11 protein-coding genes and 1 riboswitch are annotated in these 16,539 nt (G+C 59.3%); of the genes, 7 read left to right on the plus strand and 4 right to left on the minus strand.

The features are described from left to right. Positions 1–7: 7 nt before the first annotated feature. Positions 8–3,142 carry a sensor histidine kinase gene (locus HDF10_RS11360; protein ID WP_221271635.1) on the minus strand — a complete coding sequence of 1,045 codons (3,135 nt, stop codon included), beginning with the start codon at positions 3,140–3,142 and terminating at the stop codon, positions 8–10. A 7-nt stretch (positions 3,143–3,149) separates the two neighbouring features. After that, positions 3,150–4,268 carry a LamG domain-containing protein gene (locus HDF10_RS11365; protein ID WP_183813393.1) on the minus strand — a complete coding sequence of 373 codons (1,119 nt, stop codon included), beginning with the start codon at positions 4,266–4,268 and terminating at the stop codon, positions 3,150–3,152. A gap of 436 nt (positions 4,269–4,704) precedes the next feature. Between HDF10_RS11365 and HDF10_RS11370 the strand changes: the two genes are divergently transcribed. Continuing rightward, positions 4,705–5,169 carry a single-stranded DNA-binding protein gene (locus HDF10_RS11370; RefSeq protein ID WP_183813395.1) on the plus strand — a complete coding sequence of 155 codons (465 nt, stop codon included), beginning with the start codon at positions 4,705–4,707 and terminating at the stop codon, positions 5,167–5,169. A 138-nt stretch (positions 5,170–5,307) separates the two neighbouring features. Here the strand turns inward: HDF10_RS11370 and HDF10_RS11375 are convergent, their stop codons facing one another. Then, the gene (locus tag HDF10_RS11375; protein ID WP_183813397.1) at positions 5,308–7,992 is read right to left on the minus strand and encodes an ABC transporter permease; all 2,685 of its coding nucleotides are present in this window, start codon (positions 7,990–7,992) and stop codon (positions 5,308–5,310) included. A gap of 218 nt (positions 7,993–8,210) precedes the next feature. Then, a riboswitch (Fluoride riboswitch) is annotated at positions 8,211–8,276 on the plus strand. A gap of 34 nt (positions 8,277–8,310) precedes the next feature. Here HDF10_RS11375 and crcB point away from each other — a divergent pair. From crcB to HDF10_RS11405, 6 genes are all read left to right on the plus strand, one after another. Next, positions 8,311–8,733 (plus strand): fluoride efflux transporter CrcB, encoded by a 423-nt coding sequence (crcB, locus tag HDF10_RS11380; RefSeq protein ID WP_183813399.1) that lies wholly within the window; start codon positions 8,311–8,313, stop codon positions 8,731–8,733. 28 nt (positions 8,734–8,761) lie between these two features. Further along, the gene (cyaY, locus tag HDF10_RS11385) at positions 8,762–9,100 is read left to right on the plus strand and encodes an iron donor protein CyaY (RefSeq protein ID WP_183813401.1); all 339 of its coding nucleotides are present in this window, start codon (positions 8,762–8,764) and stop codon (positions 9,098–9,100) included. 147 nt (positions 9,101–9,247) lie between these two features. Then, on the plus strand, positions 9,248–10,033 hold the full coding sequence (locus tag HDF10_RS11390) for a glycosyltransferase family 2 protein (protein WP_183813403.1): 786 nt from the start codon (positions 9,248–9,250) through the stop codon (positions 10,031–10,033). 286 nt (positions 10,034–10,319) lie between these two features. After that, the gene (locus tag HDF10_RS11395) at positions 10,320–12,887 is read left to right on the plus strand and encodes a zinc-dependent metalloprotease (protein WP_183813405.1); all 2,568 of its coding nucleotides are present in this window, start codon (positions 10,320–10,322) and stop codon (positions 12,885–12,887) included. A gap of 126 nt (positions 12,888–13,013) precedes the next feature. Beyond that, positions 13,014–14,630, plus strand: coding sequence for an aspartyl protease family protein (locus HDF10_RS11400; RefSeq protein ID WP_183813407.1), 1,617 nt, complete (start codon positions 13,014–13,016; stop codon positions 14,628–14,630). Positions 14,631–15,154: 524 nt separating this feature from the next. Further along, entirely contained in the window at positions 15,155–15,571 is a 417-nt protein-coding gene (locus HDF10_RS11405; protein WP_183813409.1) for a cobalamin B12-binding domain-containing protein, read from the plus strand. Between the two features lie 210 nt (positions 15,572–15,781). Here the strand turns inward: HDF10_RS11405 and HDF10_RS11410 are convergent, their stop codons facing one another. Continuing rightward, complete coding sequence (locus tag HDF10_RS11410; RefSeq protein WP_183813411.1) at positions 15,782–16,519, minus strand: SDR family oxidoreductase; 738 nt, start codon at positions 16,517–16,519, stop codon at positions 15,782–15,784. Between the last annotated feature and the right edge of the window lie 20 nt (positions 16,520–16,539).

The following is a 16,539-nucleotide window of genomic DNA, read 5'->3' on the forward strand; positions in this document are numbered from 1 at the left end:
ACGAACCTCACAGCCCCTTATCTCTGCCTCCAATCCTGCGAAAGAGTCGAGACAGAAGCTGAGGAGAAGTTGATTCATAGATGAGCGAGCCGGAGACGTTCAGCTCTACCTCGGTTCCTGCTCCTGCTTCACTCCACACCGCCAGATGTGCGCCAATCCGTTTGGCGCGCTCTCGCATACCAGGCAACCCCCAATGTCCCGCGCGTTCTCCCACCTCCAGAACCTTCCGGTCGATCCCCTTCCCATCGTCGCGAATCCGCACGCGCAGCAGCCTCTTCCCATACGTAATCTCCGCTTCGATCTTCTGCGCCTCCCCATGCTTGAAGGAGTTTCGCAGCGCCTCTCGTACGATATGGTAAACATCGTCCCGGAAGATCGGATCCAGCGGCTTCGCTGTCCCTTCCTCGACGACAGAGAACCCAGGCCTCGCCCCCTCTTCGATCTTGGCCCCAAGCTCTTCTCCCAGCGCGGTGATCATGTGAGCGAGATCATCGTCGACCAGCGTTGAAGATCGTATGTCATAGATTGCGTTCCGCCCCTCCACCATCGCCTGGTCCGCGCTCTGCAGAGCGGTGTCAAGACTCTTCTCCGCCTTGGAAGGATCTCGTGGAATCAGATCCCGGGCCGTCTGAAAATGAAGAATCAATCCCTGAAAACTCTGCAGCAGCGTGTCGTGCAACTCGCGAGCGATTCGCGTTCGCTCCGACAGCCGCTCGATAAACTGCACATCCATCCGCGACGTGACCTGGCCGACATGCCACTGATAGACACCCCACGCCAGGGCCCCAACCGCCGCCGCACACAGCAACAGAAACCAGTTCGTCTGGTAGAAAGCCGGAACCACCGTCAGATTCAACGATGGCCCATCCATATTCCAGACTCCATCGCAGTTCTCGGCGATGACGCGGAACGTGTAAGACCCTGGGTCGAGGTTTGTGTAGATGGCCTCCCGCACTCCAACCGGCTCGCTCCAGCCTCGATCGAATCCATCAAGGCGATACTTGTATCGAATTCGCTCCGGCAGGGAAAGATTCACACCGGAAAAGCCGAACGTTATCCGCCGGCTAACAGATGGAACCCGAACAGCCGTCTTTATATCAATAAAATCTCCATCGACAGAAACCGAATCGATCTTCGCCAGAACCGGCGCGGCACCCCGTATAGCTCGAATCGGATCGACGACCGAAAGTCCGTGGTTCATGGAAAACCAGATCCGTCCCAGCGGATCTTCGACAACCGATTGCTGCCTCTTGACCCCCTCGACTCCACTCAGGCCATCACTCGTCCCATACTCTCTTACATCCTCCGCGATCGCGCCGCTCAGCAGCCTGTCGCGCCTCACTCTTAAAACATGATTAGACGTCGCAACCCAAAGCCAGCCATTGGTGTCCTCCGCAACTCCGAAGATCTGCTCGTGCAGCGACTCCGGCACATTACGAGGAATATGGATCGTACCGGCGTTGAAATACGCGAGCCCCGACGTCGTCCCGACCCACAGCACGTGGCTTGAATCCTCAAGCAGGCAATCGATATCGGGCGAAGGCAGCCCATCGGTCTCTGTATAGGTTCGCAACTGGCCGCGTAGCAGCTGAGTCAAACCAACCGGCGTTGCAAACCACATGCTTCCGTCGGCGCCCTCCACCATCGCTGTCACAGTATTCGACGGCATCCCATTCGCCATCGTGTAGGAGGTAAACTTACCGTCCTTCAGTTCACTCACCCCGCCGCTGAGAGTCCCAGCCCATACCGATCCGTCGCGATTCTGATGAACCGCATACACACTGTCCTGAAGCAGCCCGTCCGCATGCGTGTAGGTCTTCGTCTCGAAGCCGCCCTTGGCAACACGCAGCCGTGTGAGTCCGCCTCGTTGTCTGCCCGCCCATAACTCATCGTGGCCTCCCGTAATGGAGTACACCACATCTCTATCCATGCCTCCGGCGGTCACGCTCTCGATCTTGCCGCCTTTCAGCCAGTGCAATCCGCCGTCGAAAGGGGCGAACCACGTGCGTCCTTCCGCATCGACATAGACCGGACCGCCGCTCGTCGATCGCAAGTCCCGGTCAACCGCATAGCTCACAAAAGTGCTGTCGCGAAGCCGTTCAACACCTCGCGGCGTTCCCAGCCATATATCCCCCTCTCTATCCTCAAAAACAGAGTTCACCGCCAGATCGGACGCCACCGTACCGTCGTCATCGAAAGAGACGCCGCCGGCGTTGGACCGAAACAGTCCATGAGACGTGCCGATCCAGGTGTTTCCATCCCTGTCACGAATCGCCGAGAGCGCCGACACCTTCGAAAGCTCCGAGGGCACGCCTTCGCGAGTGATTCTGGATCCGGTCCAGCGCAGAACACCCTTGTCGGTTCCAATCCACAGCTCACCGTTCTCCGTCGGAAGCAGGCAATTGATCCTTCCCTCCACCCCTGGGGCTACGTCGTGAATCTGCCCGTCTTTCAGATAGAAGAGACCCTTATCGGGCGTACCCAGCCAGATGATGCCGTCGCTGGTCTCCGCGATCGCCGTCACCGAAGTATTCGGTTTGGCAAATCGGTGAGTCGCCACGCCCGTCGCCCAGCTCAACCGGCTTGAGAGCTCATCGTTCATCACCGCCGCCTGAGCAGGATCGGATCTCCCCGGCGTCGGCGGTGCGGTAAGCACCTCGAACTTGCCGGCGTGGTATCCAAGCGGACCCAGAGCCAGCGACGAGAGAAGCGCCGAGCCATCCCGGCGCCGCCCAATCGATGTAATTCCAACCTCTGCCTGACTGTGGCCAGGGTCGAACCTCCCATCGCGATATCGCAGGATCGTAGTATTCGCCAGAAGAATCCACAGATTCGATTGCGAGTCCGCGATCAGCTCCTGAACAGGGCCGATCGGAAGCGCCGTTGGCGTCTGCTGCTCGAAGACCTGAAAGCTCAGCCCGTCGAAGCGAACTAGGCCCTTCTCCGTCCCGATCCACAGATAGCCATTGGGCCCCTGGGCTATCGAGGTCACCGCCCCCCCGGTGAACCCTCTCTCAAGCCCCCAGCTCTCCCGCATGTACTGCGAGATAGCCCGGTTCGGATCGACAGCATAAACCGTCCGGGCGAAGCACATCGCAACAAACACGGCCACCAATTTTCCGACAAGCCGATAAACTCTCATAGCGCCATCATGGAAGATACTCGAACTTCTCCAGAACAACTTCGCTGTCCTTCAGCATCGGATACTTGTCGCTCGCAACCACGTAGAACAACAACTGCATCTTCTCGTGGCCAGGCGACGGCACCCCCGAGGTAAAGACATGCTCCGCGACAACCGGAGCGCCTTTGTGAATCGAGTCTCCGCGCACTGTCACAAACTTCACGCGCCCCGGCTCCCAGTGGAACGAGTGAGTCACCTTTCCCGCAGGCTCCACGAACGGAGCCACATTGCCCGGAACATAAAAAGGCTGAATGCCAAACTGCGCATTGTCCTTACTGGAGCCATCGCCCCACTGACTCATCTCGACATCCACCTCGCGGTAGTTCTGCTCTCCTCCAAAATCGTCGAAGGTATTCAAACTCAGTACCGAGGCCGGTTCCAGATGAGACGTGTCTCGCACCGTAAAGAGGTACGTTCCATATCCCAGGCTTCGCGTCATCTCCACCTCCGCGCAGGACCACTTATTCCCCTTCTTCCTGATGCGAAGATGAAGCGCCCCCTCCGGATCGACCCACGCGTTATCGCCTTCGTAGGGAAGATTCAACCCTCCGCGATCCGAGGCAATCGTCCGTACTCCCCAGTCATAGCCACTGAATTTGATCGGCACCGTAGGTGCAATCTGAGGCTTGCCCACGCCATCCACAATCGCCACCGCAGCCACCGAGCCGCCGGCCGACGGTGGCACATCCAGCGTCGGCGGTGGTTGATATCCCGTATCTACCAGCATCGCGGCATACTTGAACCCGAGATGAGTCGACGTACTCCAGGTCGAGTCCGCCCCGATGGGAAGAAAGGGCTGATCCGGCCACGGCTGAACCCACCACGGCCCGCTCATCGCATAGATAACGATTCGTTGGCCAGGCCGCGCGCCACTGACACGTCCCGAGATCGTATCCACCCGCTCGCGGCCGCCCTGTGCAGCCGGAGGAATCTTCGTAAATTCAATAGTCGGACTGGCTACGTCCTGCCGGGAGCGGCACCCAGCCAGCAAAAGCAGAGACACGGTAAGACAAACCGCATAGCCCATCGAAACCGACGAAACCGCACTCCGCGTCAGGCCACGCCGATAGCCCGACAGACACCGCACGAAAAAGCCATCTCTGGAAGCGTTCGCATAATGTTGAGCCACAAAACCCCCGGAAATTAACTCAGTCTTCTCAGTTGAAATAGCAATCATAGTCCATCCCGCTCTCCCCCCATTCAACAGACACGATCTCCCTCCAGCCCAGTTCCAGCAAAGAAAACGCCCCAATCTCATCGTTCTTCCCGGCGCAAAACAGCCTCCGCAACAGAGCATCTCGGACCATCGAAAGCCCTCGCTCGCATGGTGTAAGATATGGTCTTCCGCCCACGTAGATGCGGTTGGATCGTTGCACCAGAGATCCGCAGCTTCGATACGAAGCGGATGCAGTTTATGGATCAAAGTGCCCTCGGGCGGCGTTCCACGAGGGAACGTACCTGAAGCTCCGACAACACCACCCTGGGCAGCCACCTCAATTTTGTAAAACACCGGAGTTCTTCACATGGCAAAAGGCGTCAACAAAGTCTTCCTCCTCGGCAACGTCGGCAAAGACCCCGAGATCCGCGCCACCGCCGGCGGCATGACCGTCGCAAGCTTCTCTCTCGCCACCGCCGACCGGCAAAAAGACGCCCAGGGCAACTGGGCCGACAAGACCGAGTGGCACAATATCGTCTGTTTTCAGCGCACCGCCGAGGTTGTCCGCGACTACGTCAAAAAGGGCTCGCAGATTCTCATCGAAGGCAAGATCCAGACCCGCTCCTGGGACGATAAAACCAGCGGCGAGAAGAAGTATAAGACCGAGATCCTCTGCAACGAACTCACTCTCCTCGGCGGTAAACCCGCGGGCGAAGGCGCCTCCACCGGCGGCTACTCCAAGTCCAACACCGCCAGCTACGATCAGCGCACACCCTCCAGCCAGCCCGACTACGCCGACGTGGGCATCACCGACGACGACATCCCCTTCTAAAGACGACTCTCTTCTCATCTGTCCATCGAGTCGACGAGTTTGAGCACACAAAGAGAGGAGGAGGAGCTACCAGCTTCTCCTCCTCTCTTCGCTTAGACTCTTCGCGGAGAGACTGTCCCCCTCCCGTCCTGCCGTCGCTTAATCCGTACGCAACGCCGTCATAGGGTCAATCCGTGTCGCTCGTCGCGCCGGAATATAACAAGCTGCCAAAGCCACTCCCATCATCAACACCATCACGGCGAGAAAGGTCGACGGGTCGTAAGGCCGCACCCCATACAACAACGACGAGCCCGCGATCGTTCGAGTCAGCCCCAGCGCAACGATCAGCCCACACCCGGCGCCGATCAGCGCAAGCCTGCTGCCGTGCCCCAGCACCCACCGAAGCACATCCCTGCGATCCGCCCCCAGCGCCATGCGTATCCCGATCTCACGCGACCGCTGCCCCACAAGATAAGAGATCACGCCATACATCCCAATGCTCGCCAGCACCAGCGCCGTGCCCGCAAATACTGCCAGCAGAATCATCGCGAACCGCCGTGTGGCAAGCGTGTCGGAGATAACATCGTCCATCGTCTCCGGGTTATAAACCACCTGCTCCTGATTCATCTGGGTCACCGATCTTTCGATGCTCTTGAAGCTCGGAGTAGCGCCGGACTTCGAACGCACCACCGTATCCATCCCCAGCACAACCATACTCAACTGAACCTCCGGCAACTGCATCATCGATTGATAGGTCTCAGCACGCAGCGGATTGACCAGGTCGCTATCAAGTCCCCATTGATTCACATGCCCCACAACCCCCACCACCAGCGCCGGATCATCAAACTGATCAAGATGAATGCGTTTACCGATCGGATCGGCATCCCCGAAGAACTTCCGCGCAAACACATCATCAATCACAATCACCCGCTGCGACTTCTCATCATCGGTGTCCAAAAGGAATCGGCCCCGCAGCAAAGGAATCCCCATCACCCGCAGATAGTCTGCACCGACCAGATACCGTATCGCCGAACGCATCGTGTTCTGACTTGCCGGCTTCGGTTCTCCCTCCAGCCAAAAGAACTGCTCATCATCCGATATCATAGGCAGCGCAGCCCACGAAAACGATACCGCTTCAACATCCGGCGTAAGAGCGGTCCTCCGTTGCGCCTCGCGCAGATAGGCTCGCATCGCGTCGGGACTCGCACCCTTCATCTCCGGCGCAGCCTCGAGACCAAACGTCATCACACCCTTCGAACGAAAACCCGGATCCACGTTCGACAGCTTCACCATGCTGCGAATCATCAAACCCGCGCCGATCAACAACACCAGAGCCGAAGCCATCTGAAGGATGACCAGCGAATCCTGCATCCGGTGACTTGCGACACCAGTCCCGCGGCCACCGGACTTCAGCGCGCTCTGCACATTCTGTTTAAACATCTTCATCGCAGGCGCGAAACCAAACAGCGTCCCCGAAGCCAGCGAGATCAACGCCGTAAAGCACAGCACCAGCCAGCTCAAATGAATCTCCGCGGCACGCGGCAGCCCTTGCGGCAGCATCTTCACCAGCGCCTGCGTTCCAACAGCAGCCAGCACAAGGCCCAACCCTCCGCCCAGCACGGAAAGGATCAAACTCTCCGTCAGCAGCTGCCGCAACAGGCGCCCGCGACTTGCTCCCAGCGCCGACCGCACCGCAAACTCCTGCGCGCGGACATTCGACCTCGCCAGCAACAGATTCGCAACATTGACACAGGCAATCAGCAGCACAAACACGACAGCCCCCATCAAGACCACGAGCAGCGGGCGCACTTCGCGCACCAGCGACTCCTTGAACGGCACCAGCCTGGCGCGAATCCCCTGATCCTCCGCCGGGAAAGTCGCCTCAAGGCCTCGCGAGACTCTCTCCATATCCGCCTGCGCCTGCTCCAGCGTCACCCCCGGCTTCAGCCTCGCGATACCGTGTATCCCAAGCCCCGCCGCCCGATCACTCAACGCAGGATTTTGAAACTGACCGATCGGCACATAGATATCGCTGGCACGAAAGTTATTAATCGCAAGGTTGAAGCTCGCAGGCATCACCCCGACAACGACATAGTCGCGTCCATCGAGTGTGAGCGCCTTCCCAATCACATCAGGCCGCCCTCCAAGCTTCCGCTGCCAGAACCCCGCGCTGATCATAGCCACAGGACTTTGCCCAATCTCATCTTCATGCTGAGCGAACAACCGCCCCATTACCGGCTTCACTCCCAGAAGAGGAAAAAACTCCGAAGAGACAAGCTCGCCCCGCACCTCCTCCGAAGCCCCCGTACCCGTCAGGATGTACCCTGTGCCGCGCGAAACAGCCAGTGCACTCAAAGTCTTGTTATCGCGCTGCCAGTCACGAAAGTTCAGGTAGGAGATGGAGCCTTCATTGAAGTTCTGCTTAGCCGCATGGACCGTAAGCAGCTCCTCGGAGTGAGGATAAGGAAGTGGGTTCAGCAGCACCGCATTGATCACAGAAAACAGAGCCGTGTTCGCTCCGATTCCGAGCGCCAGCGTCAGCACCGCCACAACAGTAAATCCACGACTCTTCCCCAGCACACGCAGACCAAACCGAATATCCTGCCACAGAGTCTCGATGCCAGGAAGCCCCTGCCTCTCACGATAGGCCTGCCTCGTCTGCTCCAATCCACCAAGCCGAATCAAAGCCTGTCGCCGTGCCTCCTCCTCCGACATTCCGGAGCGGACATTGTCCTCGATATGCATCTGAAGATGGCTCTCCAGTTCGTCAGCCAGCTCCGTGCCTCCGCTTGAATTGCTCAAAGCCCCAAGAACCCGCATCCAGAACGCCCGCAGTCTTCTCATAAACCCTCCTCTACAACAGAGAAGCAACCTGAGACCAGAGCCAGTGTGCGCTGCCCCGCATCCATCCTAGTCTCGCTGAGTCTCCCCGGACCACTCCTATTGCCAACCCATACATATTCGCACTTCCCCTATGGCATGGCAATAGGTATCTCAAAAGACTGTCGAAATTCAGAAGCCTCTCTTCAAGCAAAGCTCAGACCGATAAAACGCTGCTACGATAGACGCATGGGAATGAGGTCTCCCAAAACCGCCGTAAGCACCCGGCTGATGACCTCTGCCAATTCGATCTTCTTAATCTGAGGAACAACGAGGCAGACGATGTCTTATCTCTGGGTCACAATCGGCAGTGCACTGGGCGGCTTACTGCGTTACACCATCACGCGCCTCACCCTCACCTACAGCATCGGGTTCCCCTTCGGCACCATCCTCATCAATGTGCTCGGGTCTTTCGTCATCGGTTACTTCGGCACCCTCACCCTGCAAAGCGGCCGCTATCCCGCCTCCGAGAACCTCCGTCTCTTCGTCATGGTCGGCATCTGCGGAGGCTTCACCACCTTCTCTTCCTTCAGTCTCCAGACCTACGACCTGATGCGCTCCGGCGCATGGGGCAGAGCCCTCGCCAACGTTCTCCTCTCCGTCATCCTGTGCATCGCCGCAGTAGCCGCGGGCCATCTTCTCGCCCACCGCACCGTCCCCGCCCAGGCCATCGCCGAAACAGCCCACGAAGAGTACACGGGGTAAAGCAGAGTACACCGGGTAAACTAACCTCATGATCGACGAAGCCACCTTCCGCCGCGAATCCGACCGTGCCCTCGAGTCCCTCAAGCAATCCCTCATCTCCGCCGAGGACGACGACGCAGGCTTCGAGTTCGAAGACAACAACGGCGTCATGAACATCATCTTCGAGAACGGCTCCAGCAAGTTCGTCATCACGCCCAACACCCCCATCCGCCAGGTCTGGATCTCCGCGCAAGCCACCAGCTACAAGCTCGACTGGGCCGAAGCCACCGGCGTCTTCACCCTCACCAAAACCGGAGAAGACCTCAAGGCCCTCACCCAGCGCCTCCTCCGCGAGCACCTCAAAGACCCCGCCATCACTCTCCCCTGAAGCGTTTACCACTACGCCGTAAAGAACCTGCTTGCCAACTCGCAATACCGTAATAAACTGAACCCTCCTAAGCGGCCATCCCGGCCACTGGGAATACACACAACTGACGAGGAACGCTCCCGTACTTGGGAGGATGGGATAGCCATCATGACGCCGAAGCTGTCCGTAGCGATCATCACGCTCAACGAAGAGGCCAACCTGGCCCGTACCCTCGCCAGCGTCCAATTCGCCGACGAGATCATCGTCGTTGACTCCGGCTCCACCGACCGCACCCTAGAGATCGCCGCCGAATTCAAGGCCAAGCTCTTCCTCGAACCCTGGCAGGGCTTCGCCGCCCAGAAGAACTTCGCCATCGAGCAATGTACCGGCACCTGGATCCTCTCCCTCGACGCCGACGAAGCCCTCACCCCCGAGCTCCAAGCCGAGATCAGCGCTCTCCTCGCCGCCTCTCCCTCCGCCGACGCCTACCTCCTCCGCCGCCGCAATCTCTTCCTGGGCCGCTGGATCCGTCACGGCGGCTTCTATCCCGACCCCCACCTCCGCCTCTTCCGCCGCCACTCCGCCAACTTCGCTCCTCCCGCCCGCTTCACCGACCGCCCCGTCCACGAGACCATCGCACTCGACGGCGTCACCGAGACCCTCAAACACGACATCGTCCACCACGCCTACCCCACCCTCGAGAGCTACATCGAAAGCCTCAACCGCTACAGCACCCTCGGCGCACAGCTCGTCATCGACAAGGGCCACACCAGCGACTCCCGTCTCGCCCTCCTCCACAACGTCCTCATCCTCCCCATCCTCACCTTCTTCCGAAACTACCTCCTCCGCCTCGGCTTCCTCGACGGCCGCGAGGGCCTCCTCCTCCACCTCTACCACTCCACCTACACCAGCTGGCAGTACGCCAAGGCCTGGCAAACCGCCCGCAGATCCTGACCACAGAACAAAAAATCTCGCGGTGAGTTTATAGTTCCGTCCTCAAGAAAAGTAATCATCATTTTCGATCGCGCAGTGGAGCCCCCGAACAATAAGAAGCTTTCTCCGTCAAAAAGTAATCGTCATTTCGACCGAAGCTGCTCACGGTTTTATCGTGAGCAGCGCAGTGGATTGCGGCCACATCTCTCAGTCGCAGAGAACCGATTCATGCTGCGGTATCCGTCAAGACCCCCGCATTTGTCTTTGCCGTTGCCGTTGTTTGCTCCCTCTGGTGTAAAACAAAACCATGCCCAAACGCATGACCCTGGCCCTCCTCGCCATCTCCACAATTTATGCCACTCTTCCGGTTACAATCTCCGCGCAAGCCATCGCCGCCAAAACCACCGGCATGAAGCACCTCGACGGCTACCTTCCGCTCGACTGGGACGCGAAGACCGGCAAGCTCTATCTCGAGATCCCCCACCTCGACGCCTCCAGCCGCAGCCCCGACCTCCTCTACACCCACTCCCTCCCCTACGGCACCGGCTCCAACGACCTCGGCCTCGACCGCGGCCAGATCTCCTCCGGCGAAATCCTCCACTTCGAGCGCACCGGCCCCAAGGTCCTCCTCGTCGAACCCAACCAGCACTTCCGCTCCACCTCCGCCGACCCATCCGAGCAGCTAGCCGTCCATCAGTCCTTCCCCGAGTCCGTCCTCTTCGGTTTCAAGGTCGAAGCAGAAGACCCCAGCGGCGCAGTCCTCATCGACGCGACAGACTTCTACCTCCGCGACGCCCACGGCGTAGCCGAAATCCTCACCACCACCAAGCAAGGCACCTACAAACTCGACCCCACTCGCTCCACCATCGCCCTCGACGCCACCAAAGCCTTCCCCAAAAATACCGAAGTAGAGTCCATCCTCACTTTCACCACCGAAGACCCAGCCAAAGCAGAGTTCGTCACCAACGTAACCCCCGACCCCCACGCCCTCACCCTCCGCGAGCACCAATCCTTCATCGAGCTCCCCGGCCCCGGCTTCACCCCCCGCCGCTTCGACCCCCGCGCCGGCTACTTCCCCACCACCTATCGCGACTACGCCGCCCCGCTAGGCGCCCCGCTCGACCAGCACTTCATCATCCGCCACCGCCTCCTCAAAAAAGATCCCTCCTGCAACCACGCCTGCGAAGCCGTAACCCCCATCCAGTACTACGTCGACCGCGGCGCCCCCGAGCCCATCCGCACCGCCCTCCTCGAAGGAGCGCGCTGGTGGGATCAAGCCTTCCAGGCCGCAGGCTGGGCCACCGGCACCTTCCGCGTCGACCTCCTCCCCGCCGACGCCGACCCCATGGACATACGCTACAACATCATCCAGTGGGTCCACCGCTACACCCGCGGCTGGAGCTACGGCTCCGCAGTCGTCGACCCGCGCACCGGCGAGATCCTCAAAGGCAACGTAACCCTCGGCTCCCTCCGCAGTCGCCAGGACTACCTCATCGCCGAAGCCCTTTTGAGCCCCTACGTCAACGGCAAACCCCTCCCGCCGGCAAACGATCCCATGCTAGCGATGGCCCTAGCCCGCACCCGCCAGCTAGCCGCGCACGAGACCGGCCACACCCTCGGCCTAGCCCACAACTTCGCCGCAAGCTCCTTCCCCCACACCCCTGATGAATCCGTCTCCGTCATGGACTATCCCCACCCCTACATCACGCTCAACAAAGAAGGCATCCCCACACTCACCGAAAGCTACGGCGTCAACATCGGCATCTGGGACAAGGTCGCCATCGACTACGGCTACCGCGAATTCGATAGCGCCAGCGGCAAACAGAGCAACGCCAGCGGCAAACAGAGCAACGCCAGCGGCAAGCGCAGCGAAGCCAAGCACCCAGAAGAAGACCCCGCCGCCCTCAACGCCATCCTCGAAGCCAGCGAAAAAACCGGCCTCATCTACATCACCGACGAAGACGCCCGTCCCCTCGGCGGCACACACCCACACGCCCACCTATGGGACAACGGTACCGACCCCGCCGATGAACTAGACCGCATCCTCAGTATCCGCACAGCCGCCCTCGCCCGCTTCAACGAAAACGCCATCACCACAGGCACTCCCATGGCCCAACTCGAAGACACCCTCGTCCCCCTCTATCTCCTCCACCGTTACCAAACCGAAGCCGCAATCAAAGAGATCGGCGGCCTCGACTACCGCTACAACCTCCGCGGCGACAACCAACCCGCGCCCGAGATCGTCCCCTCCGCCGAACAGAAGAAAGCCCTCACCGCCGTCCTCAAAACCCTCTCCCCCGACACCCTCACCCTCCCCGAATCACTCCTGAAGATCCTCCCCCCACGCCCCCCCGGCCTCCCACGCACCCGCGAGTCCTTCCCCTCCGAAACCGGCCTCACCTTTGACCCCATCGCCACCGCCGAGTCCGCCGCCGACCTCACCCTCAACGTCCTCCTCGACCCCGCCCGCGCCTCACGCCTCGTCCAGTACCACATGCGCCTCGCCGACGCCCCCTCCCTCCGCGGCGTCCTCGAAGCCATCTCCAAAACCACCGCCGAGCGCCCAGAAGGCGGCCACACCATGTCTTCCGAAGTAGAGCGAGCCGTAGAGTTCCGCGCCCTCGAAGCCATGCTCTCCCTCGCCGTCAACCCGCAAGCCTCCACGCAAGCACGCGCCATCGCCCGCTCTCACATCAACGATCTCCTCAAGCAGTGGACCATCGCCGCCCCACTCACCGACACCGCCGAAGCCATCCACCGCGCCGCACTCATCGACCGCATCAACGACTTCAACCGCGACCCCGCCAAGTTCATCCCCGCCAAGCCCATCGAAGCCCCACCCGGCATGCCCATCGGCACCGAAGACGCCTTCTGATTCCCCCGCAGAGACCGAATCTCCAGAAGATCCACAAGGAAATCCCACAAACGATACACCACCTCCCGAACCCATCTGGACTTAGCAATAGAAGAAATCTCTCTTCTTGAATATATTCAACTCAACATGAACAACTCGGCCGCTGCGCTCCTGCCTTCCTCTTGGTTATCCCTCTTTGTCTTAGCCATCCTCGCCTCAACCAGCTTTGCACAACCGGCTCCCTCTGCGAAAAATGCTTCGTGCGCAATCGATCATGCTGCCCCAACCGCAACCGAGTTGGCGTTTTACCGTCAAGACTATAAAAAGTCGGGCGACCTCGCCGCCGCCGAATACAAGGCCGACCCCAAAAACAGCCGCAGCCGGCAGCTTGAGATTGACAGCCTGATCGGTCAGGGCAAACTCGACGAAGCCAGAAAAAAAACCGATGCATGGACCCTCGCAGAGCCGGCAGATCCTGTCGCGATTGTCACCGCCGGCGAACTCCGCCACTCTGAAGGAGACTGGCTCGAGTCCTATGCGCTCATGCTCAAAGCGCTCAAGCTCGACCCCTGTCTCCCCGCCGCCTACGAGGGGCTGGCCGACTATGAAGCGCTCGCCGGCTATCACGCCACCGCCCAAAAACACCTCGCACTTGCCCACCAACTCAGCCCCAATAACGAGAACATCCGCTTCGCCTGGATCAACTCCCTGAATAACGAGCAGTCCGCGACCGAACTTGCAAATTTTGTCCACGAAGCCAAAGCGTTAGACGACAAGCGCAAGACTGCCCTGGCCAGGCGAATCGAAGAGCAAGACTCCGGCCTCAAAAATCGTTGCGAACTATCTGCTGCAACCGGCCCTCTGCGAATTCCGATGACACCCGTCTACGGCGCCATCGGTATCGACCACTACGGCCTCGAAATCGCCTTCAACGGACACAAGCGCACCCTCCAGATCGACACAGGCGCCAGCGGGTTTCTCCTCACGCACAGCAAATTCTCCGGAATGGGTCTGCAAAAGCTGAGCTCCTCCCGCGTCTGGGGCTTCGGCGATCAGGGGTCCAACGCCATCGAACAATTCACCGCCGCATCCGTTCGTATCGGAGGCATTGAGTTCAAAAACTGCAACGTCGGTGCTCTGGAAAACTTCAGCGTCATGGGTGGAGGTCACATCGGCCAGGCCCTCGATACGATCGACGGTCTCGTCGGCACTGACATCTTCTCGCGCTACCTCGTCACAGTCGATTACGTAAAGCATGAGATTCGCCTTGAGCCGTTGCCGCAACCCTCCTCCGCTCCTACAGCGCCACTGGACGCGCTCAGTGGTGACCCGGCAAATGACCTCAGCAGCTTCGACCGCTTCAAAGCGCCATCCATGCGGAACTGGACCAGCATCTACCGCCGCGGCCACCAGCTCATCATGCCAGTCGTTATCAACAGCGGCAAGCCGACACTCTTTATTGTCGATACTGGTTCCTTCACCAACTTGATCGACACGGACTTCGCGAAGCAAGTGACCCGGACAAAGGACTCCATAACCTTCGTGCAGGGGCTCTCCGGAGTCAGCCAACTGAAAGAAGCTGGCAGCTTCACCGCAGACTTCGCTGGCCTTCGGCTACCCGTCACCGGGATGGACTCGCTCAACCTGTCACGATTCGACGGAGTTCACGGCTTCCTCGGCTACCCCACCCTCGAACAGCTCGTCATGCACATCGACTATCGTGACAACCTCGTCCTGTTCGAAGCACCCAACGCACACAAGTAAAAAAGAGACGTAGGACCAGCCGATTCTTCCTGTTAGGTTGAGACCGTACAAAACTCCCTCGCCGCAAACTCACGCCACCAAAACACCACGTTGCCACCATCAATCACCACCCAAACACCACTACAACGCCCAGCCACAGACGCCATCCCGGTCAATGAATTCGATCCCGCCGGGGAATCGGTAGCCAGCTTCGCTAAGAGCAAACCTGCCAAAAATCTTGTCAAGCCCCATGCCTGCGAAAACCCGCGTCAACACAGGCGATTCGCGTGGCGTATTCACCCAGCCCAACTCTCTATAATTAAAAGTAGGAGGTTGAGCTACTATTCTTTGTTGACACGAAAGAGAAGGTAAATTGCTGATTTCAGATATTTTAGGCACAACCCATTGCGAATGAATACTTTGCAGACACATACCTTCTGCAACTAACAGAAACCAAAGTACTTCCCTGCAAAATACCCCGAGGGGGGAGGGGGGTACCTACCCGGCCACCCGCCAGATATACTCGCTCCTCGGTGCCTAACTCAATGCCCAACACGCCTCCAATCCGCGTTCTCGTCGCAAAGCCTGGCCTCGACGGCCACGACCGCGGCGCTAAAATCATCGCCCGAGCCCTCCGCGACGCCGGCATGGAGGTCATCTACACCGGCCTCCGCCAGACCCCCGAGATGATCGTCTCCGCCGCCATTCAGGAGGACGTCGACTGCATCGGCCTCTCCATCCTCTCCGGCGCCCACAACGTCATCGTCCCCCGCATCACCGCCCTGCTCCGCGAGCAGAAGGCCGAAGACATCCTCCTCGTCCTCGGAGGCACCATCCCCGACGAGGACCAGCCGAAACTAAAAGAAAACGGCGTCTCGGCCATCTTCGGACCGGGAACGCCGCTTGAAACCACCATCACCTTCATCCGCGAGAACGTAAAACCGCGAACCCTTGCTCTTTGAAAACTCATGTCCTGCCAGACGGGCGCCCTGCGCGGGCAGCGGTCACTTCGTGACGTGTATACCTTGTCTTGGCAGGATGATATGCATCGGTCCTCCCGTTGGTCGGAATCAACTTCCCTCGCGACCCACGGGAGCGCCAACCGAAGGGGTACACAAGTCACGAAGTGACCGCCCTCCGCGCAGGAGGCCCGTCCGGCAGGACAAAAGTCTTTACCAGGGCAGCGCCTTACCAAGGTGAAGAAACTCCCCATTCGGCCCACTGTCCTGCAACGTAGCCAGCTCCACCGAGGTCTTCGCCCCAGTCACGATATCAAGCTGCGCCCCCTCGCCACCCATATCCGTCTTCACCCACCCCGGGTGCGCCGAGTTCACCTTGATCTTCGTATCCTTCAACTCATGCGCAAGATGAATCGTGAACGAGTTGAGCGCCGACTTCGAAGCATCATAAGCAAACGTCTTCGCATCGTAGATAAACGACCCCGGCGTAGCATGCAGCGTATTCGAACCCAGAATGCTCGAAAGATTCACAATCCGCCCACCCAGGCTCTTCTTCAAAAGAGGCAGCAACGCCTGAGTCAGCCCTACCACCGCGAAAAAATTCGTGTTGAACGTCTTCTGTAGAATCTCCTTCGATGTCTTCGTGGTCTCATTGCCTTTACGGCCGTCGAGAAAGATTCCCGCATTATTGACCAGAATATCGAGATGTCCATAGTCCTTCTCAAGCAACTTCGCAACCTCAGCATAGTCTGCTGAATTCTCCATATCGAGCTTGACCGCCCGCGCTTCAACGCCATCCTTCTTCAACTCCGCCACCGCAGCTTCGCCCTTAGCCTCATCGCGAACGCCGATCAACACGGTAATCCCAAGCTTCCCAAGCTGCCGTGCGGTCTCCAGGCCAATCCCCTTATTACCACCCGTAATCAGCGCAACCTTCTTGTCAGTACTCATCCAAACTCACCTCATCAGCG

Origin of the sequence: Tunturiibacter empetritectus (genome assembly GCF_014201375.1) — a bacterium.
Classification (GTDB): domain Bacteria; phylum Acidobacteriota; class Terriglobia; order Terriglobales; family Acidobacteriaceae; genus Edaphobacter; species Edaphobacter lichenicola_D.